This window comes from Streptomyces bathyalis, from assembly GCF_015910445.1.
In the GTDB taxonomy this organism is placed as follows: Bacteria; Actinomycetota; Actinomycetes; order Streptomycetales; family Streptomycetaceae; genus Streptomyces; species Streptomyces bathyalis.
In genome coordinates, this window is the sequence record NZ_CP048882.1 from 4751864 (window position 1) to 4778645 (window position 26782).

General features: G+C 71.7%; 23 protein-coding genes and 1 pseudogene. 15 read left to right on the forward strand and 9 right to left on the reverse strand.

Features of this window, described 5'->3' with window-relative positions; all coding sequences use genetic code 11:
* The first annotated feature begins 108 nt into the window (after nt 1-108).
* From G4Z16_RS20730 to G4Z16_RS20740, 3 genes are read left to right on the forward strand one after another with little or no spacing between them, the layout of a single operon-like run.
* Nucleotides 109-1707, forward strand: coding sequence for a flavin-containing monooxygenase (locus tag G4Z16_RS20730; RefSeq protein WP_197352210.1), 1599 nt, complete (start codon nt 109-111; stop codon nt 1705-1707).
* Nucleotides 1707-2783, forward strand: coding sequence for an alpha/beta fold hydrolase (locus G4Z16_RS20735; RefSeq protein WP_197352211.1), 1077 nt, complete (start codon nt 1707-1709; stop codon nt 2781-2783). Before G4Z16_RS20730 ends, G4Z16_RS20735 begins: the two co-directional genes overlap by 1 nt.
* A complete protein-coding gene (locus G4Z16_RS20740) occupies nt 2780-3670 on the forward strand; it encodes an SDR family oxidoreductase (protein ID WP_197352212.1) in 891 nt (296 codons plus the stop codon). Before G4Z16_RS20735 ends, G4Z16_RS20740 begins: the two co-directional genes overlap by 4 nt.
* 66 nt (nt 3671-3736) lie before the next feature.
* On the opposite strand, the gene G4Z16_RS20745 is transcribed toward G4Z16_RS20740, so the two are convergent.
* The 3 genes from G4Z16_RS20745 to G4Z16_RS20755 all read right to left on the reverse strand — a co-directional run bounded on the left by G4Z16_RS20745 (nt 3737) and on the right by G4Z16_RS20755 (nt 8261).
* Complete coding sequence (locus G4Z16_RS20745) at nt 3737-3928, reverse strand: hypothetical protein (protein WP_197352213.1); 192 nt, start codon at nt 3926-3928, stop codon at nt 3737-3739.
* Between the two features lie 40 nt (nt 3929-3968).
* Complete coding sequence (locus G4Z16_RS20750) at nt 3969-7556, reverse strand: S41 family peptidase (RefSeq protein WP_197352214.1); 3588 nt, start codon at nt 7554-7556, stop codon at nt 3969-3971.
* A 291-nt stretch (nt 7557-7847) separates the two neighbouring features.
* A complete protein-coding gene (locus tag G4Z16_RS20755) occupies nt 7848-8261 on the reverse strand; it encodes an SsgA family sporulation/cell division regulator (RefSeq protein WP_197352215.1) in 414 nt (137 codons plus the stop codon).
* 271 nt (nt 8262-8532) lie between these two features.
* Between G4Z16_RS20755 and G4Z16_RS20760 the strand changes: the two genes are divergently transcribed.
* The 4 genes from G4Z16_RS20760 to G4Z16_RS20775 are packed head-to-tail and all read left to right on the forward strand — an operon-like array spanning nt 8533 to nt 12777.
* Nucleotides 8533-9828 (forward strand): energy-coupling factor ABC transporter permease, encoded by a 1296-nt coding sequence (locus G4Z16_RS20760; protein WP_197352216.1) that lies wholly within the window; start codon nt 8533-8535, stop codon nt 9826-9828.
* A gap of 1 nt (nt 9829) precedes the next feature.
* Nucleotides 9830-10591, forward strand: a complete 762-nt coding sequence (gene cbiQ, locus G4Z16_RS20765; protein ID WP_197352217.1) for a cobalt ECF transporter T component CbiQ — start codon at nt 9830-9832, stop codon at nt 10589-10591.
* A 23-nt stretch (nt 10592-10614) separates the two neighbouring features.
* The gene (locus G4Z16_RS20770) at nt 10615-11439 is read left to right on the forward strand and encodes an energy-coupling factor ABC transporter ATP-binding protein (protein ID WP_197354793.1); all 825 of its coding nucleotides are present in this window, start codon (nt 10615-10617) and stop codon (nt 11437-11439) included.
* 48 nt (nt 11440-11487) lie between these two features.
* A complete protein-coding gene (locus G4Z16_RS20775; protein ID WP_246530971.1) occupies nt 11488-12777 on the forward strand; it encodes a serine hydrolase domain-containing protein in 1290 nt (429 codons plus the stop codon).
* Nucleotides 12778-12813: 36 nt separating this feature from the next.
* Here the strand turns inward: G4Z16_RS20775 and G4Z16_RS20780 are convergent, their stop codons facing one another.
* Nucleotides 12814-13266 carry an ATP-binding protein gene (locus G4Z16_RS20780; protein ID WP_343070874.1) on the reverse strand — a complete coding sequence of 151 codons (453 nt, stop codon included), beginning with the start codon at nt 13264-13266 and terminating at the stop codon, nt 12814-12816.
* Nucleotides 13267-13448: 182 nt separating this feature from the next.
* Here G4Z16_RS20780 and G4Z16_RS20785 point away from each other — a divergent pair, with 182 nt between their 5' ends.
* The 4 genes from G4Z16_RS20785 to G4Z16_RS20800 all read left to right on the forward strand — a co-directional run bounded on the left by G4Z16_RS20785 (nt 13449) and on the right by G4Z16_RS20800 (nt 15952).
* A complete protein-coding gene (locus G4Z16_RS20785; RefSeq protein WP_246530972.1) occupies nt 13449-14330 on the forward strand; it encodes a helix-turn-helix domain-containing protein in 882 nt (293 codons plus the stop codon).
* Entirely contained in the window at nt 14327-14584 is a 258-nt protein-coding gene (locus G4Z16_RS20790) for a DUF397 domain-containing protein (protein WP_197352219.1), read from the forward strand. The genes G4Z16_RS20785 and G4Z16_RS20790 overlap by 4 nt, the downstream gene beginning before the upstream one ends.
* Before the next feature lie 235 nt (nt 14585-14819).
* Nucleotides 14820-15638 (forward strand): SAM-dependent methyltransferase, encoded by an 819-nt coding sequence (locus G4Z16_RS20795; RefSeq protein WP_197352220.1) that lies wholly within the window; start codon nt 14820-14822, stop codon nt 15636-15638.
* The gene (locus G4Z16_RS20800; protein ID WP_197352221.1) at nt 15635-15952 is read left to right on the forward strand and encodes a hypothetical protein; all 318 of its coding nucleotides are present in this window, start codon (nt 15635-15637) and stop codon (nt 15950-15952) included. The genes G4Z16_RS20795 and G4Z16_RS20800 overlap by 4 nt, the downstream gene beginning before the upstream one ends.
* Nucleotides 15953-16025: 73 nt before the next feature.
* On the opposite strand, the pseudogene G4Z16_RS20805 reads toward G4Z16_RS20800, so the two are convergent.
* Nucleotides 16026-17732, reverse strand: a pseudogene (locus G4Z16_RS20805) (ATP-binding SpoIIE family protein phosphatase); the annotation flags it as partial.
* Between the two features lie 1918 nt (nt 17733-19650).
* Nucleotides 19651-19857: a hypothetical protein gene (locus tag G4Z16_RS20810; RefSeq protein WP_197352222.1), complete on the reverse strand. Its 207-nt coding sequence runs from the start codon at nt 19855-19857 to the stop codon at nt 19651-19653.
* A 395-nt stretch (nt 19858-20252) separates the two neighbouring features.
* Here G4Z16_RS20810 and G4Z16_RS20815 point away from each other — a divergent pair, with 395 nt between their 5' ends.
* From G4Z16_RS20815 to G4Z16_RS20830, 4 genes are read left to right on the forward strand one after another with little or no spacing between them, the layout of a single operon-like run.
* A complete protein-coding gene (locus tag G4Z16_RS20815) occupies nt 20253-21092 on the forward strand; it encodes a helix-turn-helix domain-containing protein (RefSeq protein WP_197352223.1) in 840 nt (279 codons plus the stop codon).
* Nucleotides 21089-21331 (forward strand): DUF397 domain-containing protein, encoded by a 243-nt coding sequence (locus G4Z16_RS20820; protein WP_197352224.1) that lies wholly within the window; start codon nt 21089-21091, stop codon nt 21329-21331. Before G4Z16_RS20815 ends, G4Z16_RS20820 begins: the two co-directional genes overlap by 4 nt.
* Nucleotides 21332-21343: 12 nt before the next feature.
* On the forward strand, nt 21344-22147 hold the full coding sequence (locus tag G4Z16_RS20825) for an SDR family NAD(P)-dependent oxidoreductase (protein WP_197352225.1): 804 nt from the start codon (nt 21344-21346) through the stop codon (nt 22145-22147).
* A gap of 28 nt (nt 22148-22175) precedes the next feature.
* On the forward strand, nt 22176-23366 hold the full coding sequence (locus G4Z16_RS20830; RefSeq protein ID WP_197352226.1) for an AAA family ATPase: 1191 nt from the start codon (nt 22176-22178) through the stop codon (nt 23364-23366).
* Between the two features lie 44 nt (nt 23367-23410).
* Here G4Z16_RS20830 and G4Z16_RS20835 read toward each other — a convergent pair whose 3' ends face one another.
* The 3 genes from G4Z16_RS20835 to G4Z16_RS20845 all read right to left on the reverse strand — a co-directional run bounded on the left by G4Z16_RS20835 (nt 23411) and on the right by G4Z16_RS20845 (nt 26744).
* Nucleotides 23411-24358, reverse strand: a complete 948-nt coding sequence (locus G4Z16_RS20835; protein WP_246530973.1) for a 4-(cytidine 5'-diphospho)-2-C-methyl-D-erythritol kinase — start codon at nt 24356-24358, stop codon at nt 23411-23413.
* On the reverse strand, nt 24355-25206 hold the full coding sequence (gene rsmA / locus G4Z16_RS20840; protein WP_197354798.1) for a 16S rRNA (adenine(1518)-N(6)/adenine(1519)-N(6))-dimethyltransferase RsmA: 852 nt from the start codon (nt 25204-25206) through the stop codon (nt 24355-24357). Before rsmA ends, G4Z16_RS20835 begins: the two co-directional genes overlap by 4 nt.
* A gap of 86 nt (nt 25207-25292) precedes the next feature.
* Nucleotides 25293-26744 (reverse strand): ubiquitin-like domain-containing protein, encoded by a 1452-nt coding sequence (locus G4Z16_RS20845; protein WP_246530974.1) that lies wholly within the window; start codon nt 26742-26744, stop codon nt 25293-25295.
* Between the last annotated feature and the right edge of the window lie 38 nt (nt 26745-26782).

The following is a 26782-nucleotide window of genomic DNA, read 5'->3' on the forward strand; positions in this document are numbered from 1 at the left end:
TGCGCGACCCCTACCCATCGGTATCTCTCTGGCTTAGGCTCCGACCGTGCCAGTGATTACTGGCATGTTGCAGGCGGCGGAACAGTCAGACCCTCGGGAGGCGGCGGCATGGCGGCCGAGCGCGAGCACGAGCACGTAAGGGTGGCGGTGATCGGATCCGGATTCGGCGGCCTGGGGGCCGCCGTTCGGCTGCGCCGCGCCGGAATCACCGACTTCGTCGTCCTCGAACGCCGGGAGGCGGTCGGGGGCACGTGGCACGACAACACCTATCCGGGATGCGCGTGCGACGTGCCCTCCCACCTGTACTCCTTCTCGTTCGCGCCCCACCCGGAGTGGCCGCGGACCTTCTCCGGCCAGGAGCACATCCGCGCGTACCTGGAGAAGGTGGCCGACACCTTCGGGCTGCGGCAGCACATCCGCTTCAACTCCGAGGTCGAGCTGATGAGCTGGGACGCGGAGGAGTTGCACTGGAGCATCACCACCGGGCAGGGCACCCGGCTGACCGCGGACTTCGTGGTCAACGCGACGGGCCCGCTCTCCGACGCCAAGATCCCGGACATCCCCGGCCTGGAGGGCTTCGGGGGCAAGGTCTTCCACACCGCGCAGTGGGACCACGACTACGACCTGCGCGGCAAGCGCGTAGCCGTCATCGGTACGGGCGCCTCCGCGATCCAGGTCGTGCCCGCGATCCAGCCCGAGGTCGAGCGGCTCACCCTCTTCCAGCGCACCCCGGCGTGGGTGATGCCCAGGGCGGACCGGGAGATCACCGCCCTGGAGCGCAAGCTGCACGCCAAGGTGCCGGCGACGCACTATCTGCGGCGTCAAATTCTGTGGGGAATACGGGAGTTGCAGGTCTCGGCCTTTGCCAAGCACCCGAAGATGCTGGGCCTCATCGAGGGGCTCGCCACGCGGCACATGAAGCGCGCCGTCAAGGATCCGGCCATGCGGCGCAAGCTCACGCCGGAGTACCGCATCGGCTGCAAGCGCATCCTGCTGTCCAACAGCTACTATCCGGCGCTCGCCCGGCCCAACACCGACCTGATCGCCTCCGGTCTGAAGGAGGTGCGCGGCAACACCCTCGTCGCCGCGGACGGCACCGAGGCCGAGGTCGACGCCGTCATCTTCGGCACCGGGTTCCACGTGACGGACATGCCGATCGCCCACCGCATCAAGGGCGCCGACGGCATGACGCTCGCCGAGTCCTGGTCGGAGGGCATGGAGGCGCTGCGCGGCTGCTCCGCGAGCGGTTTCCCCAACCTGATGACCGTGATCGGGCCCAACACCGGCCTCGGCAACAGTTCGATGATCCTGATCATCGAGGCGCAGCTGAACTACATGGTCGACTACGTCAAGAAGCTGGAGACCCTCGGCGGGGAGTCCGGCAAGGTCGCCTTCGACGCCCGTCCCGAGGCCGTCGGAGCGTGGAACCGGCACGTCCAGGACCGCATGCGGCGCAGCGTGTGGAGCACCGGCTGCGACAGCTGGTATCTCGACGCCAACGGCCGCAACACGACCGTGTGGCCGGGCACGACCTCCGAGTTCCGCAAGGTGACCAGCGAGGTCCGGCTGGAGGAGTACCAGGTGCACCGCCGGCCGACGCAGAACGGATCGACAGCCGTTCACAGCGGGGCCGGCGCCGTGACCGTGCCGGGCTCGGCCGGACGCGGCACGAAGACGGCCGCCTTCCACGCGGCGGAGGAGGGCTGATGGCGCGCCTGACCGCATCGCTGGGCAGGACGCCCGGACGCTACGATCCGCCGCCCGCCGCAAGGGAGTTGACGGTCACCTCCGCCGACGGCGCCCGGCTCCACGTCGAGACGCACGGGAAGGAGACGGACCCGGCCGTGGTGCTGATCCACGGCTGGACCTGCTCCACACTGTTCTGGGGTGCCGTCATACGGGACTTGACGGAGAAGGGCCACCGGGTGATCGCGTACGACCAGCGCGGGCACGGCCGTTCGCCCGGCACCGACCCGCACGCCTACAGCCCGGCGACCCTCGCGGACGATCTGTGCGCCGTGCTGGACGCGACCCTGGCACCGGGCCAACGTGCCGTACTGGGCGGCCACTCCATGGGAGCCATGACTCTCATAGCCGCCGCGGGCCGCCCGGTTCTCGAGGAGCGGGCCGCCGCCCTGATGCTGTGCAACACGGGTGCGCACAAGCTGGCGGCCTCGGCGCGGGTGATACCTCTGCGTTCGCAGAGTGCCCGTGAGCGCGCGCACCGGTTCCTGCTGCTGTCCAGGCTGCCGCTCGGTCCCGTCACGCCGGTGACGAAGAAGGCGCTGAAGTACGGGACGATGGGCCCGGACGCGACTCCCGAGCAGGTCGCCGCGGTCGGCCGCATCGTGCACGCCTGCCGGCCGCGCCAGCGCGGAGCCTGGGGCCGCGTGCTCGCGAAGCTGGACATCGCGGCCAACGCCCGCGCGCTCCGCGCCCCCACGGCCGTGATCTGCGGTGGTGCCGACCGGCTGACGCCACCCGCGCTCGCCCGTGAACTGGCCGACGCGCTTCCCAACTGCACCGGGCTTCAAGAGCTGCCCCGGCGCGGGCACATGACGCCGATCGAGACGCCGTCGGTGGTGAGCGCGGTCCTGCGAGGGCTCGTGCGCGACCACCTCACGGACACCGACCCGGCAGCGGACGGGACGTCTGCGAAGCAGCGTGTGGGCAAGCAGGCGACGAGGCCGAAGTCGCAACCGAAGTCGAAGCCCCAGCCGGAGCCGGATTCGCAACCGGAGCCGGAGTCGAGGACCAAGAAGAAGAAGGAGGAGACGCCGTGAGCCGTCGTCGGAGCCTGGAGGGGCAGGTCGCGGTCGTCACCGGAGCCGCCCGTGGCGTGGGGGAGCTGCTGGCGCGGAAGCTCTCCGCGCGGGGCGCGAAGGTCGCGCTGATCGGCCTGGAACCGGACGAGTTGAAGAGGGTCAGCGAGTCGCTGCGCACGGAGTCCGCGCACTGGCACGGCGACGTCACCGACCATGACGCGATGACCCGCATAGCCGGGGAGGTCAAGGAACGGTTCGGCAAGGTCGACGTCGTGGTCGCCAACGCGGGCGTCGCCAGCGGAGGTCCGTTCGTCGACTCCGATCCGGTCTCGTGGCGCCGCGTCATCGAGGTCAACCTGATCGGCGGCGCCGTGACGGGGCGGGCGTTCCTGCCCCAACTCATCGCCTCACGCGGCTACTTCCTGCAGATCGCCTCGCTCGCCGCGATCACACCCGCTCCGATGATGAGCGCGTACTGCTCGTCGAAGTCGGGCGTGGAGGCGTTCGCGCACTGCCTGGGCGCGGAGGTCGGCCACAAGGGAGTACGGGTCGGGGTCGGCTATCTGTCCTGGACGGACACCGACATGGTGCGCGGCGCCGACGAGGACGAGGTCATGCGCGACCTGCGCAAGCGGCTCCCGTGGCCGGCGAACCGCACCTATCCGCTGGGCCCGGCCGTCGACCGCATCGTGGCCGGGATCGAACGCCGGTCGCGCCACGTGTACGCGCAGTGGTGGCTGCGGGGCATGCAGGGCATCCGCGGCTATCTGCCGCCCGTCATCGGCACGGTGGGGCAGCGGGAGATGCGCCGCTTCGAACCGCGGCTCGCCGGGACCGGCACCCGCACCGGGCTCGTGGGCGCGGGCGGCGCCGCGGACGAGGGGGAGCGCGCCGTCAGGCAGTGACCCTGCGCAGACCCAGTGCGCCATGGGGGGAGTGAGGCCCTACGTGGTCGTGAGGCCCATGTGTCGTCACGCCCCCTGTGGACGTGACGCGCCCTGTGGACGTGACGCGAGAACGGCGCGGCACGAGGGGAGGGCGTACCGGACCCTGCCGGGGGTGCGCCCTCCCTGATCCCCGAACTGCCGCTCGACGGCCCGCTCGTGTTCCGCCACCTCGGCCACCACCCCTTCCGCCACCTCGGCCACCACACCTTCCGCCATCACGGCCAACGCGCCTTCCGCCGCGGCCGCGGGGCCCCGCTCAGCTGCGCGGGGGCAGCGGAGGGCGGCTCAGATCGGGCACGCGCGCATAGTCGGGCGGTACGGCCGCGGGGTTGCGTTCCAGGAGTTCGAGTGCCGTTCGCACGGCCCTCTCCAGAACCGAGGGCCGCCCCTCGGCCCACTCCACCGGCGAACGCACGGCCTCGATGTCCGGTGCGATGCCGTGGTTCTCCACCGACCATCCGTACGCGTCGAACCACGCCGCGTGGGTCGGCACCGTGATCGACGTGCCGTCGATGAGCCGGTGGCGCCCCGTCACGCCGACGACGCCGCCCCAGGTGCGGGCTCCGACGACCGGGCCCAGACCCAGCAGCCGGAACGCCGCGGTGATCATGTCGCCGTCGGAGGAGGTCATTTCGTCGGCGAGGGCGACGACCGGGCCGCGCGGTGCGTTGCTCGCGTAGCTGACGGGTTTCGCGTTCCGCGTGAGGTCCCAGCCGAGGATCGTTCGTGTCAGCGTCTCGACCACCAGCTCGCTGATGTGCCCGCCCGCGTTGCCCCGTACGTCGACGATCAGCGCCGGACGGGACACCTCCATCCGCAGGTCGCGGTTGAACTGCGCCCAGCCGGAGCCGCCCATGTCGGGGATGTGCAGATAGCCGCATCTGCCGTCGCTCAACTCCCGTACCACCGCCCGGCGTTGGGCGACCCAGTCCTGGTAGCGCAGGGCCCGGTCGTCGACGAGGGGAAGGACCGCGATGCGGCGCGGCGGCTGCCCGTCCGCGGCGGCGGGAGCCGGGGAGTGGATGAAGGAGTCCGCACCGGTGGTGGCACCCGTGCCCAATCCGTTGCCGGCGCCGTCGTGTTCGGCCTCGGGCTGGGTGAAGCCCAGCTCGACGGTCGTCCCCCCGGCAGCCGCCAGCAGCGGCCACGGCCCGGCCACCGGATCGACCTCGCGCCCGTCGATGTGCGTGAGCACCGCGCCCTCCCGCACGCCCGTACCGGCGAGCGGCGAACGGGCCTTGGAGTCCGAGGAGTCGCCCGGCAGGATGCGCTGGACGTGCCACTCCCCGGACGGCGTGCGGGCAAGGTTCGCACCGAGCATCCCGATGGGCCGCTGGTAGTGGGCGGGGCCCTCGTGGCGCCGCGCGGGGGCCACGTACGCGTGGGAGGTGCCCAGTTCGCCGAGCACCTCGCGCATCAGGTCCGCGAACTCGTCGGGGGTCGCCACGCGCCCGACCAGCGGACGGTACTGGTCCAGCACCGCCGTCCAGTCGATGCCGCACATGCGCGGTTCCCAGAAGTACGTCCGCACGATCCGGCCCGCCTCTTCGTACGCCTGCCGCCACTCCGCGGGCGGCTCGACGTCGTGCAGGACGCGCCGCAGGTCGATCAGGGTGGTCGTCTCCGCCTCGGCGGGCTCGGTGGAGGGCACTGCGCGCAGCTCTCCGTCGTCGTTGACGACGAGCCGCGAGCCGTCGCCGCTGAGCGAGAACCAGTCGACGTCCTCGCTGAGCTCGGTGCGCTGCGCCGTGGCCAGGTCGAAGTGTTCGAGAGTGGGACGGCCGGAGGTGTCCGCCGGGTTGACGAAGGTCTCGCCGAGCGCACCGGAGATCGGGTAACGCAGCCAGATCAGCCCTCCGCCGCTGACCGCCGCGAGCGCCGAGTACTTGGACGCCGTGACGGGGAACGGCGTGACCCTGCTCGCCAGGCCCTCGGCCTCCACGAGCACCGACCCCACCTCGCCACCCGGGTACGGGAGTTCGCCGTCGGCGGTGGTCGGGGTCTCCCCGCCGTAGGCAGGGGAAGGGTCGAGGCCGCCGGCTGCCGGTCGGCCCTCGGGCGAGAGCGCGAAGGGCGACGGGGTCGCGGACGACAGCGGTACGAGATAGGGACGGCAGCCGAGGGGGAACGAGAGGTCGCCGGTGTGCACGTCGTAGACGGGGTCGAAGCCGCGCCAGGAGAGGAAGGCCAGATAGCGGCCGTCCCGCGTGAAGACGGGCTGCTCGTCCTCGAACCGGCCGTCGGTGACGTCGATGACGGTCCCGGACGGGATCTTGGCGATCTTGATCTGGCTGAGTGAACGCCCCACACCCGGGTGCGCCCAGGTCAGCCAGCCCGAGTCGGGGGAGAACGACACGTCGCGCACTGGTCCGTTGTCCGACCGGATCAGCTCTTCCGGTTCGGCGCCCACCCCGGCGCCAGGTTCCGCGCCGAGCCGGGCGGCGGTCCGGGTGCCCGCCCCGCCGCCCGGCTCGGCGCCGCTCCGGGAGGGGGCCCGGCCCTCCCCGGCCGGCTCCTCGTCCTGCCGCGATGGCGTTCCGCTCACGCCGGTCCCGCCGTCCGCTCCCGTGAAGCCGCTGACGTCGAGCAGCAGCAGCCGCCCGTCGTGGCTCGCGACGGCGAGCGTCCGTCCGTCCGGCGAGGCGGCCAGTTCGTGCACGCGTCCGAGGAGGCCGGCGGCGATCCGCCGGGGCGGGACCGTCCGCGTCGCGCCCGGCAGATCCGCGATCTCGACGGCGTCCTCGCCCTCCGCGTCCGTGACGTACGCGACCTTCCCCGTGTCGCCGAGCATTCTCGGCATCCGCACCCGCACGCCCGGGGTGTCGGTGATGGCACGCGCCGGGCCGTCCCGGTGCGTGAGCCAGTACAGGCTGCCGCGCACGCACACCGCGCTGGCACGCCCCGTGGTGTCGGCCGCGAGCGCGTCGAGGTTGGCCGCGGCCGGGACCTGGTACCTGCGGCGGCCCGCCCGCGGCCCGCCGAGCGTGACCTCCAGCCGGCGGGGCCTACCGGACGGTGAGAAGTCGTCGACGAGCCACAGATCGCCCCCGCACTGGTAGACGACGCGGTGCTCGTCGGTGGAGGCGTTGCGGGCGTAGAAGTCGTCGTGGTCGGTGTGGCGGCGCAGGTCGGTGCCGTCCGGGCGGCAGGAGTAGAGGTTGCCGATGCCCTCGTGGTCCGAGAGGAAGGCGATGCGGCTTTCGTGGTCCACGAACATCACCGAGTCGAGGTGGCCCTCCAGCTCCGGCAGCAGTCGCTCGCCGTGCAGCCACAGCCGTCCGGTGGCGCCGCCCCGGTAGCGCTTCCAGGAGGCCGGGTCGTGCGGCGGCTTGCCCGTCAGCAGCAGGGTGCGGCGTACGCCTCCGATCTCGGCGACGGCGATGTCGGCGACGGGGCCCCAGGGCAGTCGGCTGCCGGGGCTGCCGTCGGTCGGGAGGCGGTAGGACCAGGTGCGGTAGTGGAACGGCTGTTCGTGTGAGGAGACGGCCAGAACGTCTCCCTCGGGTGTCCAGCCGCATACGCGCGCCTCGGATGCACCCCAGTACGTCAGCTGCCGTGCCGGTCCGCCGTCGACGGGGACCAGATGGACCTCGGGATCGAGGCTGCGCCAGGAGGTGAAGGCGACCCGCCTTCCGTCCGGCGAGAAGCGAGGAAAGGTCACGCGGGTGCGGTCGACGGTGAGCCGCCAGGCACGTCCGCGTCCGTGGTCACCTCTGCCGCTGCTCTTGCCCGTCCCGCCGGGGGTGAGGGGCGCGACCCATACGTCGTCCTCCGCGACGAAGCAGACGAGGTCGCCGTTCAGATGCGGGTGGCGCAGATACGGCGAGTGGGCGTCGTCAGTCACGGTGGCCCCCTGCCCGCCGTCCGGGGTGCGCCGGCCCGTGGTGCGCCGGCCGGGGGTCCGCCCACGCGGTGTCCCGGTCGGGGGCCGTCACCGCAGCACGGCCACGCCGTACGGCTCCCGTGGGCGAAGGTGGCGGATCGTGACGCATGGCCATGGATGCCATGGTTCGAGCAGGTTCGCGGGGCGGCAACTCGTGGACGGCGGCGGCATGAGCGCGGCGTGCCTCCTCAGCCGGCCCGCGCGGGGTGTCACGCAGAAGATCGACAGGTCACGCGGGAGGTCGCTCCGGGGTCAGACGCCGCGCAGCAGGGCGGCCAGGCCCGTGTCCATGTCCGTCTCGCCGTGCTCCTGGCCCGCGGCGACGACGTCGTACGAGCGGAGGAGGAAGGCGCGCAGATCCGCGCTGTCGAACTCGACCACGGCGACGCCCTCCTTGGAGAGCAGTTCGATCACCGTGCGGGAGCCGTCCCGCGGCCACACGTGCACATCGCCCTCGCCGGCCGGTGCGTGGAGGCCGTCGTCGAGGAGTTCGCGTCCGAAGGCCCAGGCCACCTCACCACCGTCGAGGGAAGCGTCGGCGGGGAAGACGATGCGGACCGCGAGCGGATCGGCGGCGTCGTAGCGGAGTGCTGCGCTGAGGTCCCTGGTCGCGTGCGGGTCGGCGATGAGACGGGCCTGCACGGTTTGATCGAAGGCTGCGTACATCCTCTGCTCCTATGTCGTCGGGGCGGCCCCGGCCGTCCCTCCCGTGTAGCCCTATCCCCATGACAGACGCACGGGAAGGCACGGAGTCACCGTAAATACCGGGTGAGGTGTGCCACAGGCTGCCCGCAACCGGTCCTTCGTGAACACCGGAACACCGTCCGGCATTTCAAGCAAGCCTGGCGCTCTTGCAATCAGTTTGCAGTAAGCCACTATCATCGAACAGTTGTGAGTGGCCGCGGGAGCGGGCCGACCCCAGAAGCGGAGTGGCGTCATGCATGTGCCGGACGGATTCATCAACGCCCCCGTGTCCGTTGCCGCGGGCGCGGTGGCGGCGGGCGCGGTCGCGGTCTCGCTGCGTGGCGCACGCCGCGAACTGGGAACGGTGGCAGGCCGGTCCGGGGGACCCGCGGCCGGAAACGTACCGGCGGACGGCGAGCGTACGGCGCCGCTGGCCGGGCTCGTCGCGGCGTTCATCTTCGCCGTGCAGATGCTCAACTTCCCTGTGGCGGCAGGGACCAGCGGTCATCTGCTGGGCGGAGCGCTGGCCGCGATACTCGTCGGCCCGTACACAGGTCTGCTCTGCGTCTCCGTCGTCCTCCTCATGCAGGGCGTGCTCTTCGCGGACGGCGGGCTGACCGCGCTCGGCGTGAACATCCTGGACATGGGTGTCGTGACGGTCCTCGTCGCCTACGGGATCTTCCGTGGGCTGCTGCGGATCCTGCCGCGCGGCCGTGGTGCCGTCACCGGAGCCTCGTTCGTGGCGGCGCTCTTCTCCGTGCCCGCGGCGGCCATCGCCTTCACGGGGCTCTTCGCCGTCGGCGGCACGACGGACGTGGCACTGGGAAAGGTCTTCACAGCCATGACGGGTGTGCACGTGCTGATCGGCATCGGCGAGGCGGCGATCACCGCGGCCACGGTCGGAGCCGTCGTCGCGGTGCGTCCCGATCTGGTCCACGGCGCACGGGACTTCGCGGCCCGGCCGCTGGAGCTGCGTACGGCGACGGTGGCGACTCCGGGCGGCGGCCCCGTCCCGCGGCCGGCCGACTCCACGACCGCAGCGACCGACTCCACGACCGCAGCGACGGGCTCGACGACCGGCGCCCCGGCCGACTCGACGGCCGACTCCGCCACCGGCGCCGCGACTTCGCCCGTGCCGGAGCCCGCCGCGGCCGCGGCGTCCCGTCCGGGCCGCCCCAACCGCGGCCTGTGGATCGGAGGTCTGGCGGCGACCATGATCTGCGCGGGAGTCGTCAGCTTCTACGCGTCGGCCAGCCCCGACGGCCTGGAGAAGGTCGCCGCCGACAACGGCATCGACAAGCAGGCCGAGGACCACGCGGCCGAGGACTCTCCGCTCGCCGACTACGGCGTCGAGAGCATCGCCGACGCCCGCCTCTCCGGCGGACTCGCCGGTGTCATCGGCGCGGGCGCGACTCTCGCCGTCGGCAGCAGCGTGTTCATCGCCGTGCGACGCCGCCGTGAGGCACGGCCGCAGCAGACGGACAGGGCCGCGGACGCCGCGACCTCGGAGGACGAGAGCCGCGGCCGGAGCGGGAAAGAGACCGTCTGACATGGGCGCGGGTCATGCCCACACGCTCTATCTGCACGGGCGGTCGCCCGTGCACGCGCTGCCGCCGCACTGCAAGCTCGCCGCCGTCTTCTGCTTCGTGCTCGTGGTCGTTTCGACCCCGCGCGAGGCGATGTGGGCCTTCGCTCTGTACGCCGTGCTGCTGGCCGCCGTGGCCCGCGCGGCGCACGTGCCGTACGGGCATCTGCTGAAGCGGCTGGTCATCGAAGTGCCGTTCGTGGCCTTCGCGTTGCTGATGCCCTTCGTCGCGAGGGGCCCGTACGTGGACGTGCTGGGTGTCACGCTGTCCTCGCCCGGGCTGTGGGGCGCGTGGAACATCCTCGCCAAGGGCACGCTCGGCGTCGCCGCCTCGGTGCTGCTCGCCTCGACGACGGAGCTGCGTGAACTCCTCCTGGGGCTCCAGCGGTTGAGGCTGCCCCCGCAGCTCGTGCAGATCGCCTCCTTCATGATCCGCTACGGCGATGTCATCTCCGACGAGATGCGCCGGATGCGCATCGCACGCCTCTCCCGGGGCTTCCGCGCGCGCGGCGTGCGGCACTGGGGCGTGCTGGCCAAGTCCGCCGGGGCGTTGTTCATCCGCTCCTACGAGCGCGGCGAACGCGTCCATCTCGCCATGGTCAGCCGCGGCTACACCGGCACGATGCCCGTCATCGACGAGGTGAACGCCACGCGCGCCCAGTGGACGGGGGCCGCGGCCCTCCCGCTCGCGGCGCTCGCGGTCTGCCTGATGGGATGGGCGCTGTGAGCGGCGACAGCACGAGCGAGAGCATGCACGACATCACGAGCGGACGCTCCGGCCGGCCCTCGGAGGGCGCCGGCGACGCGACGGGTGCGACGCCGCCGCCGCCCTCCCTCCACGTCGCGGGCGTCGCGTACGCCTACCCCGACGGCCACCAGGCCCTGTTCGGCGTCGACTTGACCGTCCCGCGCGGTGAGCGGGTCGCGCTGCTCGGCCCGAACGGTGCGGGAAAGACCACGCTGGTGCTGCACCTCAACGGCATCCTCACCGCCGGCGCCGGTTCGGTGACCGTCGCGGGGCTGCCCGTGGCGCCGCGGAATCTCGCGGAGATCCGGCGGCGGGTCGGCATCGTCTTCCAGGACCCCGACGACCAGCTGTTCATGCCGACGGTGCGGGAGGATGTCGCGTTCGGTCCCGCGACGGCCGGACTGCGCGGTGCGGAGCTCGAATCGCGCGTGCACGACGCGCTCGCCCAGGTGGGCATGGAGGCGCACGCCGACCGTCCGCCGCACCACCTCTCCTTCGGGCAGCGCCGCCGCGTCGCGGTGGCCACCGTGCTCGCGATGCAGCCGGAGATCCTCGTACTGGACGAACCGTCCTCGAACCTCGACCCGGCCTCGCGCCGCGAACTGGCGGACATCCTGGAGCGGTTGGACGTGACGGTGCTGATGGTCACGCACGATCTGCCGTACGCGCTCCAGCTGTGCCCCAGGTCGGTGGTGCTCAGTGACGGCGTCATCGTCGCCGACGGTGCGACGCAGGAACTCCTCCGCGACGAGGCGCTGTTGGCCGCCCACCGCCTGGAACTGCCGTTCGGCTTCGACCCCGGCTCGGTGAACGCCCCCCAGCGATAGCACCATGGACGGTGCACGGACGACGGTACGAGTGGGACGGACAAGAGCGTGAAGGCTCCAGGCGCTGAGAACGCGGTGGACGTCCACGGCACGGTGGCGGACGGCTACGAGCCCCTGCGGGACGCCTTCGCGGCCAACTTCGCCGACCGCGGCGAGACGGGCGCGGCCCTCACCGTGCACAAGGACGGGCTCGTCGTCGCGGACCTGTGGGGCGGCCGCAAGAACACTGGCCCCGAGCAGGAGGGCGGCGGCCCGTGGCAGGAGGAGACCGCCGCCGTCATCCGTTCGGCCTCCAAGGGGCCGGCCGCGGCTGTGCTCCATCTGCTCCACCAGCGGGGCCAGTTGGACCTGGACGCGCCCGTCGCCACCTACTGGCCGGAGTTCAAGTCGAACGGCAAGGAACGCCTGCTGGTGCGGCACGTGCTCGCGCACCGTGCCGGTCTGCCCGTGCTCGACTCCCCGCTCACCCCCGAGCAGGCCGTCGACGGCGTGAGCGGCCCGTCAGCCCTTGCCGCGCAGGCCCCGCTCTGGGAGCCGGGCACGGACCACGGCTACCACCCGCACACCTACGGCTGGCTCATCGGCGAGCTGGTGCAGCGGGCGACGGGACGTGCGCTGGGGCGCTGGTTCGCTGAGGAGGTCGCGGGGCCGCTCGGGCTCAGCATGTGGTTCGGGCTGCCCGCGACGCCCGAAGTCCCCGACGGGGGCGTGGACTTGGCGCGTCTGCAGGAGGTGCCCACGCCGGAACAGCAGGCCGCCACCGGCCTGCGCTCGCGTCCGAAGAGGTCGGTGACCCAGGCATACGGCGATCCGGCGTCGCTGACCAGGCGCGCGTTCGACGCGGTCGCCCCGCGTCCCGACGAGAGCGATCCGGCCTGGCTCGCCGCCGGGCTGCCCGGCTCCGGAGGCGTCGCGACGGCCCGTTCCCTCTCGCGCTTCTATGCGGCGCTCATCGGGCCGGTCGAGGCGCCCCCCGGCACGCGCCCGCCCGCCGGCCGGGGCGTCAACGGACGCCCGTACGGGCGGAGTACGGGCATCGCGACCGGGCGCCTGTTCACGCCCGCGACGCTGACGCAGGCGCGCTCCCAGGAGTCGGGCGGGCCCGACCGTGTGCTGGTCGTGGGCTCCCGCTTCGGCCTGGGGTTCATGCTGCACGGGCCGGGGGCGCCGATGCTCGCGCAGGGCTCGTTCGGCCACCCGGGCCGTGGCGGCTCGCTCGCCTTCGCCGACCCCGAGTCCGGCACCGCCTTCGCCTACGTCACGGCAGCCATGCAGCGTTCGGTCACCTCGGACCCGCGTGCCCACGCCCTCGTGCGGGCGCTGCGCGCCTGCATCTGACGGAGCATCGCGTCACCCGCACAGAGGCGCTGACGGTCAGCCCAGCAGCTGGGCCCAGACCGCGCTGCCGCGCGTCACCGGGGAGACCGCCACGCCCCAGCACTCCGCCAGCGACTCGACGATGAACAGCCCGCGGCCGCTCTCCTTCTCGGTCGACGGCGCACCCCGCTGCGGCGCACGGCTGCTCGTGTCGTCGTCGTGCACCTCCACCCGGACCCCGTCGTACGGGGAGTAGGACGTGGCGCACACGATCCACGCGCTGTCGGTGTGCGTGACGGCGTTGGTGAGCAACTCCGAGAGAACGAGAGCGGCTTGCTCTCGTAAATCGGGCGAGGCGCCTCGGCGGTCGAGCCAACGGTCCATCGCGTGCCGGGCCCGGGGGACGCTGACGTCCTCAGCCGGGAGCCGGAGCGCATGTGAATCCGCACCGGGGCCGGACGGCGGGCGCGGTGGGCGGCGGTGCGTGGGGGGCACGCTCAAGGGCAGCACGGCTTAACTATGGGTGGTGCGGTCTTCAACTCGCAAGCTTCCTTCTGATAATTTCAGAGTGAAGACGCAGACGGGCGGCCCGAGTTGGGGCATTTTGGTCCGGCTCCGACCAGCCGCGGCAGGTGCTGTACGGTCCTACTTCCGCGCCGGTGACCACCGCGCGACCTCGGGGAGGTGAGGGCGTGACCGATGCACTGCCGAGCGGTTCGAGTGCTCCGACGGTGCTGCGCATCATCCTCGGGAAGCGGCTCAAGGAGCTGCGAGAGCGCAAGGGCATCCGGCTCGACGCCGCGGCCAAGGCCCTGGCCGTCAACCACCTGACGATCAGGCGGATGGAGAACGCGCAGGTCGGTCTCAAAGTCCCCTATGTCAAGGAGCTGCTGAGGCTCTACGACGTGGCGGAGGCCGAGGTCGACGAGTTCATCTCCATGGCCGAGCGCGCCAACGCCCCCGGCTGGTGGTATCCGTTCCGCGACGCCCTGCCCGACTGGTTCCGCGGCTACGTGAGCCTGGAGACGGACGCGGAGGTCATCCGCGTCTACGAACCCCACTACGTGACGGGGCTCTTGCAGACGCGGGACTACGCCCGCGCGGTCATCAGCGCCGGATTCCCCAACGAGCCCGACGACGTGCTGGAACACCGGGTCGAACTGCGGGTGCGAAGGCAGGAGTTGCTGGAGCGCGACGACGCACCGACGTTGTGGGTCGTGCTGGAGGAGGCCGCGCTGCGGCGTGAGGTGGGCGGCCCGGCGGTCATGAGGGCGCAGATGGACCGGCTGGCCGAGGCGGCAGAGATGCCGAACGTCTCGCTGCGGATCGTGCCGCTCGCCGCGGGACCCCACCCGGGCACCGGCGGCCACGTGACCTACTTCCGGTTCCGCGAACGGGAGTTGCAGGACATCGTCTACACCGAGGTCGGGCTGACCAGCGCCGTCTATCTGGACCAGCGCCCCGATGTGGTCACGCATCTGGAGGCGCTCACCCGCGTCTCGCTGCTTGCGGCGGAGCATGTGCCGGATCCCCGCACGTATCTGAGCAATCTGCGTAAGGAGTTCGACAAATGACCCTTGAAGCTGCCGGCAACCGCGCCGTCCGCAACGGGATGCCCGCACGCGAACTCGGCACCGAGGGCTGGCACAAGCCGTGGAGCGGCCAGAACGGCGGTGCCTGCGTGGAGGCCAAGAGACTCTCCGACGGCCGCGTGGCACTTCGTCAGTCCACGGACCCCGACAGCCCCGCCCTGCTTTACTCGGAGCACGGGATCACAGACTTCATCGAGGCGGCCAAGTCGGGTGACGCCGACTTCCTCACCGGCTGAACAGCTCAACAGCTGCGGAGCGGCGCGACCGATCGCTGACGGGCCGACCGGCCTCACGACTCGGCATCACGACGCAGCGGCACGCACCGACCGGCACCACCCCGCACCGACCGGCACCACCCCGCACCACGCACCGCCCCCTCACTTGCACCGACCACGCCGGGCCGGCCGGCGGGGAAGCACTTTCGCCGTGTGCCTTCCCCGCCGGTCCCGTACGGCAGAAATGGGATGACCGATGACCACGTCCGGCAAGCCGGAGATCGACACCAGCCGGCCACACTCGGCCCGGATGTACGACTACTACCTGGGCGGCAAGGACTGGTATCCCGTCGACGAGCAGGCCGCCGAGAAGGTCCTCGCGGTCTGCCCCCAGATCCGCCGCACCGCCGAGACCAACCGGTACTTCATGCACCGTGCGACGCGAACTCTCGCCGCCGAGTACGGAGTCCGCCAGTTCGTCGACATAGGCACCGGCATTCCGACCTCTCCCAACCTCCATCAGATAGCCCAGGAGGTGGCGCCCGACTCCTGCATCGTCTACGCGGACCACGACGCCACCGTGCTGGAGTACGCGCACGTGCTGATGCGCAGCACGCCCGAGGGCCGCACCGCTTACATCAACGCGGACGTGCGCGACGACGACATCCTGGGCTCGCCGCGGCTGCGTGAGGTCATCGACCTGGACAAGCCGGTCGCGCTGTCGCTCGTCGCGCTCCTGCACTTCGTCCCGGACGACCGCAAGCCGTACGACATCGTCCGCGGTCTGATCGACCGGCTCGCCTCCGGCAGCTTCCTGGTGCTCAGCCACGTCACCGCCGACTTCGACGCCGCGGCCTGGCAGGGCGTGAAGAAGGTCTACGACGCGGGCGGCACCACCGTGGCGCTGCGCGACAAGCAGGAGGTCGAGAACTTCTTCGACGGACTGGAGCTGCTCGAGCCCGGAGTGACCGCGGCACACGACTGGAGGCCCCAGGAGCCCGTCGAAGTCACCGGCGAGGAGGCCGAGTTGCTCCGCAGCGCCACCCTTTACGCGGGGGTCGGGAGGAAGCCATGAGCGTCCCCCTCGGAAAGTCGTCCGGGCAAGGCGGCCCGAGGCCGACCGAACAGCAGCTGGCGATGGCGCGCGTGCGTGCACGCGTGACGGGCGAGTCCCTCTCGCATGTGCTGTCCGTCTTCATGGGCGCGGGCCGTCACGGGGCGGAGTCCGGCGCAGCGTCGACGGGGCCCGAGGCTCCCCTCGCCGACGGCGGAGCGGGCCCGTCCGGGACGGACCGCGACGAGGAGGACTCGGCGCAACTGGCCCCCGTGATCCCGCTGTCGCGAGCGGCACGCGGCGACGATGCTTCCGGGGACCGGTCGGAGGATTGACCCGGCCGGTCCGGTGCACACCGGGCCGGGGCGTGCCGACCTCGGCCGAGGCCGGTCCAGGTCATGGGCTCCGTCAGCCTGCCGTCGTCCCCGGGAGTGCCTGTTCGGCCCAGATGACCTTGCCGCCCTTGGTGTACCGGGTACCCCAGCGTTCGGCGATCTGAGCGACGAGGAAGAGACCGCGTCCGCCCTCGTCCATGGTGGCCGCGTAGCGCAGATGCGGCGCAGTGCTGCTGTGGTCGAAGACCTCGCAGATGAGCGTACGGTCGTGCAGCAGCCGGATGTTGATGGGGCCGGCGCCGTGGCGCATGGCGTTGGTGAGCAGTTCGCTGAGGATCAGCTCCGTGGTCTCCACGAGGTCGTCCAGCTCCCACTCGGTGAGCTTGGCGGAGACGTCGGCGCGTACGCGGCGAACGGCGGCCGGGTCGGATTCCACGTCCCACTCCGCGACCTGGTCGGCCCTCAGCACCTGAGTACGGGCGACGAGCAGCGCGATGTCGTCTCTTTGAGGATCCGGCAGCAGGGCGCCGAGGATGGCGTCGCATGTTTCCTCGGGCGGCCGGTCCGCGTGCGCCAGGGTCTCGCGGAGCAACTGGAGCCCAGTGTCGATGTCCTGGTCGCGGCGCTCGACGAGGCCGTCGGTGTAGAGGACCATCCTGCTGCCCTCGGTAAGTTCCAACTCGGTTGTCTCGAAGGGCAGTCCACCGATGCCGAGGGGGAGCCCCGAGGGCAGGTCGGGAAACTCGACGGTGCCGTCGGGCCGCGCGAGCGCGGGGGTGGGGTGACCGGCCGAGGCGATGGTGCAGTTGCGGGAGACCGGATTGTAGATCGCGTAGAGGCAGGTGGCGCCCATCATCGCCGTCTCGTCGCCGGCGTCGATCGCTTCCCTGTCGATGCGGGTGACCAACTCGTCGAGGTGGCTGAGGATTTCGTCGGGCGGCAGATCGAGGGCGGAGAAGTTGTGCACGGCTGTGCGCAGGCGTCCCATGGTGGCGGCGGCGTGCAGGCCGTGCCCGACGACGTCGCCCATGATCAGTGCGACGCGGGTGCCGGGCAGGGCGATGACGTCGAACCAGTCGCCGCCGACACCCTCCTTCGCGGGCAGATAGCGCGAGGCCACCTCGACGGCGTTCTGCTCGGGCAGGGCGCGTGGCAGCAGGCTCCGTTGCAGCGTGACGGCCATGCTGTGCTCGCGGGTGTAGCGGCGTGCGTTGTCGAGGGAAGTGGCGGCGCGGGTGGCCAGTTCGGCCGCGATGGCGAGATCGTCCTGCTCGAAGGGCTCGGGCTTCTCCGAGCGCCAGAAGTTGACGACGCCCAGCAGCACGCCACGTGCGCGCAGTGGTGCCGTGATGAGCGAGTGGATCCCGTATTCGAGGATGCGGGCGGCCCGCTCGTGATCCACCGCCTGCCATCCCTGGGACTCGCTGAGACGAGGCACCAGCACTGCCTGCCCGCTCTCGATGCTGCGGGCCGGTGGCGAGGACGGCACGAAGGTGATGAGGTCCCCGACGCGGAAGAGGGGGGCGTCCTCGCGGATGCCGCTGAAGGCCAGGCGCCGCATCAGCATGCCGCCCTCGCCGACGCCCGTGCCCTCCACTCCCGCTTCGTGGCCGCGGAGCACGGGTTCGGCCAGTTCGACGGTCACGAAGTCGGCCAGGCGCGGGACCGCGACTTGCGCCAGCTCCTCGGCCGTATGCGTCACGTCGAGGGTCGTGCCGATGCCGCCCGTCGCGTCGTAGAGCAACCTCAGGCGCCGCCGGACCACCTCGACCCGCTGGGACGCCTCGCCGATCATCTCCATGACTTCGGCGGTGTCGACCTGCTCCTCTCCGGCCACCGCGTCGACCGCGAGTCGCGCGGACGCGGCACCGATCGAGCCGGCGAGCTGGGCTTCCGCGTGATGGACCAGCTCAGGGTCCGCCCGGACCGCCGGTGAGCCGGGCTCCTCGCCCGAGTAGGAACGCAGCGCCCGCTGGGCGCCTTCCTTCCCGAGGAAGCGCTCCAGCAGCTTCTGCAGTTCGCCGAACGAGGTCTTGGAGTGCCAGCGCCGCCCCTTCACGGGCTCGGCGAGGATGTCGACGAACTGCTTGGCCTGCGTCTGCTCCAACGCGTTGGGCCGCCCGGCGAGTGAGACTCCGACGTAGAGACCGATGTTCAGCAGCGCACTCCAGAACATCGCATGGCTGACCGGGTCCATGCCCTCCAGGCCGAACAGGTGCTGCGGCCGGAGCCACTCGATGCCGAGCGGGCCGTGCTCCCGGAACGAATGGGGCAGCAACCCGGAATCGGCGAAGCTCGGCAGCAGCAGGGTGTACGCCCACACGGCGAATCCGGCCGTCAGTCCCGCCAGGGCGCCCTGGCGGGTACCGCCCCTCCAGAACAGGCCGCCCAGGATGGCCGGTGCGAACTGCGCCACGGCAGCGAACGACACCGTGCCGATCGCCCCCAGCGCGGGCCCCTCGCCGGCCAGCCGGAAGTACGCGTATCCGAGGAGCAGGAGCAGCACGATCGTCGCCCGGCGGATGCCCAGCACCAGTCCGGCGAGGTCGTGCCGGCGCGTCAGCCGGGACTTTCCGCGCAGCAGCAGGGGCATCACGAGTGAGTTCGACACCATGGTGCTGAGCGCGATCGTCTCGACGATGATCATGCTGGAGCCCGCGCTGATGCCGCCGATGAAGACGAGCAGCGCGAGCACCTCGGGGGCGTCGGCCATCGGCAGGGTCAGCACATAGGTGTCGGAGTCAACGGAGTCTCCGAACCGCAGAAGTCCGCCGGCCGCGATCGGGAGCACGAAGAAGGTGATCGCGAGCAGGTAGAGCGGGAAGAGCCACATCGCCCGCTTGAGGTGCCTCTCGTCGACGTTCTCGACGACGATCATCTGCCACTGCCGGGGCAGCAGCACGATTGCCAGCATGGACAGCACGTTGAGCCAGATCCACTCGCCGTAGCTCGTCTGCTCCCGCACGGTGAACAGACTGGTCAGACCGGCGTCCGCCGCTTGGGAGAACAGGTCTCCGAGCCCGCCGAACGCCCAGAAGGTCACAAAGATCCCGACCGAGAGGAACATCACGAGCTTGACCACGGACTCGAAGGCGATGGCGGCGACGACGCCCTCGTGGCGTTCCGTGGTGTCCAGGTGCCTGGTGCCGAAGAGGATGGTGAACGCGGCGAGCAGCAGCGCCACGTAGAACCCGGTGTCCTGGAACAGCGGGACGTCGCCCAGGTCCACCGTGGAGGTGATCTTGGGGTGCCGGCGGAGGATCTCGAAGGTGTTGGAGATCGCCTTGAGCTGCAGCGAGATGTACGGAACGATCCCCACCACCGCGATGATCGTCACCAGGCCGCCCAGCGCGGCGCTCTTGCCGTAGCGGACGGAGACGAAGTCGGCCAGCGAGGTGATCCGTAGCCGTCGGCTGATCCGGATGATTCGTCGCAGCACCAGCCAGCCCAGCGCGAACATGAGCATCGGCCCCAGGTAGACCGACAGGAAGCCGACTCCGTCCGTGGCGGCCGTGCCCACGTTGCCGTAGTAGCCCCAGGCGGTCTCGTACACCGCGAGCGACAGTGCGTAGATGGTCGCGTTGTTGATCATGCTCCGGCCGGCGTCCGCCCGCCGGTCGGCGTAGAAGGCCACAGCGAAGAGCAGACCGAGGTACCCCACCGAAAACACGACGATGACCCAGGTCTGGAGCACGGCGCTACCTCGATCTGCCGCCGATGACGGCGACCAGAGCGATGACGACGATCCAGACGATGTAGAGGTAGGCCCACAGGACGGGGACGCCGAAGACGCGGTCGGTGCGATCGAACCGCGCCAGGAACGGCGGAAGGATCAGCACCAGAGCCAGCGCCGCCACGACCACCAGTCGCCCGGCGAGCTGCTCGTCGTCTCGCGACTTCGCCACGGGCTGCCTCCGCCTCATGTCACGCCTTGCGATCGCCCAGGTGCTTACAGTGCCGTACTTGCCCAGTCCAGCACGGCAAGGTCATGACTGCACTGCGTGACGCCGTCAGCAGCGCGCTTTCTCCTCGCCCGGACGGGTGAACGCCGCTGACCGCCGGTGCCGCCGCACCGCCCCGGGAAGCCCCCGAGGCCGGAACCCTCCGTCCGCGGCACGCCGTGGTCGGAACGGGCGATCGCCTCCCGGGCCCGGACCCGGCCGGGGGCGGCTCCGGGTCATGTCGCGGCTGGTACGCGGTGAGTGCGTACGAGTGCGACCCGATGGACATGCTCGTTAACTCTCTGTGATCATCAGTGAATTGCGGCAGACCAGGGGAGCGGTACCGGAGGGGGCCGGAAATGGCGCACAGCGCGGGCAGGTCGTGGGCCGGGGAGCCGGAGACGTCGGACAGCCTCAAGTCCTTCGGCGCGATCGTGAAGGTCTTCCGGGAACGGGCGGGGATCACGCAGGACGCGCTGGCAGCGCTGGTGCAGTACTCGCACCCCATGATCAGCTCGATCGAGCAGGGCCGCCGCCTGCCGCCGCCCGACTTCGTCGAGAAGGCCGAAGAGGCGCTGGACGCCTTCGGCGTGCTGCGTGCGGCGGCCCAACACGTGGGGCGCCAGCCGGGGTTGGCGACCTGGTTCCGTGAGTGGGCGCGGCTGGAGAAGGAGGCCGTCAACCTGTGCACGTACGAGTGCCGCCTGGTCCCCGGACTGCTCCAGACCGAGACGTACGCGCGTGCCGTGTTCGACAACAGCCTGCCGCCGCTGACCGACACGCAGCTCGAATTGCAGGTCACCGCCCGGACGGAGCGGCAGCGGCTGCTCACCGAGCGGCCCGGCACGCCGTTCAGCTTCATCATCGAGGAGTCCGTCCTGATGCGGCGGCTGGGCGGTGCAGCCACCACCCGTGAGCAGCTCGAACACCTCCTGGAGCGGGGCACGTTGCGGAACGTGGAGATCCAGGTCGTGCCCGCCGACCGGGAGGAGCACGCGTGCCTCGACGGTCCCGTCGCGCTGCTGGAGACGCCGTACCACCGCTGGCTCGGCTACAGCGAGGGCCAGAAGAACGGCCGGCTGATCTCCGACGCGAAAGACGTCAGCGTGCTCCAGATGCGTTATGCCAAGATGCGCTCACAGGCTCTCTCCCATGCCGAATCGACGAGCCTGCTGAAGCGGATGCGAGGAGCGCTATGAGCAGCGGACCGGCCTGGTTCAAGTCGACCTACAGCAGCCCCGACGGCGACAACTGTGTCGAGGTCGCCCTCTCCTGGAGCAAGTCCAGCTACAGCGGCACCGAGGGCGACAACTGCGTCGAGGTCGCCGCGTGCCCCGGCACCGTCCACGTGCGGGACTCCAAGGACAAGGAAGGCCCCCAGCTCGCCGTCGCGCCCGGCGCCTGGACCGCCTTCGTCTCGTACGCCGCACAGGCGTAACTCCCGCTTCCCATGCGGCGGTTCGAGGGTTACGCGGCGCTGGTCACCGGTGCGGGGCAGGGGATCGGCGCGGCCGTCTGCCGTCGCCTGGCAGCGGAAGGCGCGCGAGTGACGGTGACCGATCTCGACGGTGCGCGGGCCGAGCGCGCCGCCGAGGCGATCCGCGCCGACGGCGGCGAGGCCGCGGCCACGGCGTGCGACGTGGGCGACCGTGCGGCCGTGGAGGCAGCGGTCGCGCTGGCCGTACGGAACTTCGGCCGGCTGGACGTCCTCGTCAACAACGCCTACTCCTGCAACCCCGACGCGGCGCTGCTGGAGGACGAGCCGGACGACGTCTGGGACCGCGACCTCGACATCACACTCACCGGTGCCTTCCGCTGCGCCCGCGCCGCGATGCCGCATCTCGCGGCGGCCGGAGGGCGCGGCGCGATCGTCAACATCGGTTCCGTCAACGGGATCCAGGACTTCGGCAACCACGCCTACAGCGCCGCCAAGGCCGGTCTCGCATCCCTCACCCGCACGCTTGCGGGAGACGGCGGACCGCGCGGCGTGCGCGTCAACCTCGTCGCCCCGGGCACGGTGCACACCGACGCGTGGGCGGGACGCGACGCGGCTCTGGAACGACTGGCCGCCCTCTACCCGCTGGGCAGGGTCGGCCGCGCCGACGACATCGCCGCTGCCGTCGCCTTCCTGGCGTCGCCCGACGCGGAGTGGATCACGGGCGTCACGCTCCCCGTGGACGGCGGCATCACCTCGGTCAACTCCGCCTTCCCGCAGGCCCTGAGCGTTCCGGACGAGCCGGGCCGGACCGGTTAGGCCCACAGCCTGATGAGGTGGCGGCCCGTTGAGTCGTGATGCGATCCCCGTCCTGTGGCTGTGCGGACCACCGGGCGTCGGCAAGACCGCGGTCGGCTGGGAGCTGTACTCCCGTTGCGCGCGGGCCGGAACGGGAACCGCCTACGTCGACATCGACCAACTGGGCATGTGCTCCCCGGAGTCCGCGTCCGACCCGGGCCGCCACCGGATGAAGGCGCGGAACCTCGGCGCGCTGGTGGCGAACTTCGGGCAGTCGGGCGCCCGGCGCGTCATCGTCTCCGGAGTCGTCGACGCCGAACGCGGCCCGCCTCTCGACCAGCTCCCGGGCGCCGCGGTGACGGTGTGCCGGCTGCGCGCCGGACGAGGTGATCTGAAGCGGCGGCTCGAGGCGCGCGGCTCTCAGGGCGACGACGCGGCGGAGGACGCGCTGCGCGAATCCGACGCCCTGGATGCCGGCGACTTCGCCGATCTGTGCATCGACACCAGCGGCTTGCCGGTGGCCGAGGTGGCGCGGCTCGTACGGGAGCGCACCGGCGGATGGCCGCTGTTCACCGGTCCGGGCCGGGCCTCCGCGGGAACACGTCCCGACGGACACCCGGTGACGGCCGCCGACGGCCGGATCCTCTGGCTGTGCGGTGCGACCGGCGTCGGCAAGTCGACGGTCGGGTTCGAGGTCTACCAGAAGGCCCTGCGCGCCGGGCACGCCGCGGCGTACGTCGACGTCGGCCAACTCGGCTTCTGCGGCCCCGTCATGGCCGACGACCCCGGCAACCACCGGGTCAAGGCCCGGAATCTGGCGGCCCTGTGGCAGACCTTCCGCGCGGCCGGGGCCCGGCGCCTGATCGTCGTCGGCCCGGTCGAGGACGAGGACACGATCAGGACCTACGCCGGCGAACTGCCCGCCGCCACGCTCACGTTGTGCCGTCTCCGCGCCTCACGTGACCGACTGGCCGAGCGGATCCTGCAGCGCGGGCAAGGTGGCAGCTGGGCGCAACCGGGCGACCCGCTGAAAGGGAGATCCACCGCGCACCTGCTCCGGGTCGCCGACAGGGCGGCGGCGGAGGCCGACGTCCTGGAACGCGCCGCGATCGGCGACCTGTCCGTGGACACCGACAGGCGCACCGTCGAGGAGGTCGCCGACGCCGTCGTGGCCCGGACCGGATGGACGAGCGCGGCCGGACGGGCAGGCCACACCGGGGCGGCCCGCAAGTCCCGCTGAGAACAGGGCTGTTCAGCCGTGGATCAGGGGCGCGATACGGCTGTTCAGCCGTGGATCAGGGTCGCACCGGGCGCCGGCGCGGTGGTCGTGCGAGCGGAGCGGCAGTGCCCGGACTCCTCCAGCGCGGAGGCGATCGCCTCCGCCGACCGCGCGTCCGACGCCAGGAACGCGCACGTCGGGCCCGAGCCGGAGACCAGCGCCGCCAGAGCGCCCGCCGCGGTGCCGGTCTTGAGCGTGTCGCTCAGCGACGGGCGCAGCGAAAGCGCCGCCGGCTGAAGGTCGTTGGAGACGGAGATGGCCAGCTCCTCCGCGTCGCCCGTGCGCAGCGCGTCGAACAGCCGCTGGGACGGCCGTGGTTCGGGCACGGAGTCGATCCCCGCGCCCGTGCCGGAGGTCTCCCGCAGCCTGTCGCACTCCCGGTAGACGGCCGGTGTCGACAGTCCGCCGTCGGCGAGGGCGAACACCCAGTGGAACGTCCCGCCGGTCTCCACCGGCGTCAGCAGCTCGCCGCGCCCCTGACCGAGCGCGGCGCCGCCGACGAGGGCGAACGGCACGTCGGACCCCAACTCCGCGCAGCACGCGAGCAGTTCGTCCCGCGGCGTCCTCGTGCCCCACAGCGCGTCGCACGCCAGCAGCGCACCCGCCGCGTCGGCACTGCCTCCCGCCATGCCGCCCGCGACGGGGATGTCCTTCACGATGTGCAGGCTCACGTGCGGCGCGCGGCCGTGCCGTTCGGCGAGAAGGCGGGCCGCCCGAGCAGCCAGGTTGCTGTCGTCCAGCGGAACGTGACGGGCGTCCGGGCCGGAGACCGTCACCCGCAGCTCTGCGGCAGGGCTCGCGGTGACCTCGTCGTAGAGCCCGACGGCGAGGAAGACGTTGGCCAGCCCGTGGAAGCCGTCGGGGCGCAGACCCCCCACCGCCAGCTGGACGTTGACCTTCGCGGGCACCCGCGCGGTCACCCCGTCCGCGGCGGACACGTGCTCGTCACTCACGCGGCGTTCTCCTCGTGCTCGGTGCGCTGCTCCGCGATCGCGGCGAACTCCTCGACCGTCAGCTGCTCCCCGCGCGCACGCGGCGAGACGCCCGCGCCGGTCAGCGCCTCCTCGGCCGCCGCCGCGGAACCGGCCCACCGTGCGAGGGCCGACCGGAGCGTCTTGCGGCGTTGCGCGAACGCCGCGTCCACGACGGCGAACACCTCCTCGCGCGAGGCACGCGTGCGCGGCGGATCACGCCGTACGAGCGAGACCAGGCCGGAGTCCACATTCGGTGCGGGCCAGAAGACGTTCCGGCCGATCGCGCCCGCCCGCTTCACCTCGCAGTACCAGGCGGCCTTGACCGACGGCACGCCGTAGACCCGCGAACCGGGCGCCGCCGCCAGCCTGTCGGCGACCTCCGCCTGGACCATGACAAGGCCGCGGCGCAGCGTCGGGAAGGCCGCCAGCATGTTCAGCAGCACCGGAACGGCCACGTTGTAGGGGAGGTTGGCGACCAGTGCGGTCGGCTGCGGCCCCGGCAGCCGCGTCACGTCCATCGCGTCCGCGTGCACGAGCGTGAAGTGCCCGGCGCGGTGCGGCAGTCGGGCCTCGACGGTGGCCGGAAGGCCGGCAGCGAGCGTGTCGTCGACCTCGACGGCGACGACGCGGTCGGCGCTCTGGAGGAGCGCCAGGGTCAGCGAGCCCAGGCCGGGCCCGACCTCCAGCACCACGTCGTCGGCATGGATGTCCGCCGTGCGCACGATCCTGCGCACGGTGTTCGCGTCGATGACGAAGTTCTGCCCGCGCTGCTTCGTGGGCCGCACACCCATCGCGCCCGCCAGCTCACGGATGTCCGCGGCGCCCATGAGGGGACCCGGGCCGTGCTCTGGCCCGGCGTCGGGCTGGTCGTCGAGCTCCTGACCGGACTCGTGGTCAGGGTCGTGGGCTGCGGTCACCGGGACAGTTTACGGCCGCAGTACGGCCAGGGACTCGCCCCCTGCGAGACGTACAGCTTCTTCGCGCGGTAGGTCTGCTCATGCGCGGGAGCGTGCTGCGGACGACCGCTGCCGCCCACGGCATGCCAGGTGGGGGTGTCGAACTGGTAGAGCCCGCCGTGGTGTCCCGAGGCGTCCACGGCGCCGGGGCGGTTGCCCGACTCGCACTGCGCCAGCGCCGCCCAGTTGAGGTGGTCGGCGCCCGGAACGGACTGCGGCAGCGGGAGCGTGCCCACGCGGATGATCTGCTTGCGCGGATGCCGCAGCACCTCCACGGCGATGCGGCGCGGCTTCTCCCGCACCCCGTTGACCGTACGCAGCCGGTATGTGACGCGGCGCAGACCGGTCCTGCCCTCGCGCGCCACGACCTCCGTGCCCTGCGGGAGTTGGGGATCCGCGTGCCGCACGGTCTTGAACGGGATCCGCTCCTCCTTGACCTTCTCGCTGCCGGTGATCCTCATGACGGTGATCGTCTGACCGTCGTGCGGGAAGCTGTCCATCGGTGCGGAGGTGGCGTCGAGACCGTCCAGTTCGATCCCGGCCTCCGTGAGCGCTTCGAGCACCGTGCCGGCGTTGGTGCGCAGGCTCTTCTCCTCCCCGTCGGCGAGGAGGATGACGGTGCGCTCCGTGGCCACCTCCAGCCGCAGGCCGCTTCGGGGGATGTCGGCGCTCGGGGCGAGCGACAGAGCCGCGCCCTGGGTCCGCACGCCCAAGCGTCTCAGCGCGTCGTGAACGGTGCGGGCGGTGGTCCACACGCGGTGACGCCTGCCGTCGAGAGTGAGGTCGAGGGGGCGGCCGTGGCTGAAGGCGACCTCGTCGCCGTCCGAGAGCGGGCGGTCAGGGGACGGGCCCACGCTGTCGTGCTCGTCCAGCACCACGCCTTCGTCGGAGAGGAGTTCACCGACGTCACCGGCGAAGGTGTGCAGCGTGCGGGGCGAGCCGTCGACGCTGAGCCGGACCTCCTTGTCGTGCGCGACGAAGGCCGAGGTGCCGCCCGCCAGGAACGCCACGACGAGCGCCTGGGGCACCAACCGGCGCAGGACTTCAGGGCGTTGGGCGGCCTTGCGCTCGCGGGCCGCGCGTCGCAGGGCGGCGCGTCCGCCCTCGGGCCGCTTGGCTTCCGCCTGTTCGTAGGACGGCCGGTAGGTGTCGTCGGGATTCCGTCGGTGGCGCGACGGGGAAGCGGGCGGGGCCGGCGGGGCTGCCGGAGCCGGAGCCGGAGCAGGCGCCGGGGCGGTCATGGGCCGGGGCTGCCCGACTGGCTGCCGGGGCACCGGATACGGAGCGCGCGGCGGGTACTGCGGATACGGGCCGTGCGCCGGCTGCCCGTACGCCCGGCGCCTGCCGCTGGCGGGGGCGGAGGCGTACACCGGCGGCACGTACATGGTGGGAAGTCCTGGGCGGACCATGAGGCCCCGGTACTCCTCGTACCTCTGCTCGGGCACAC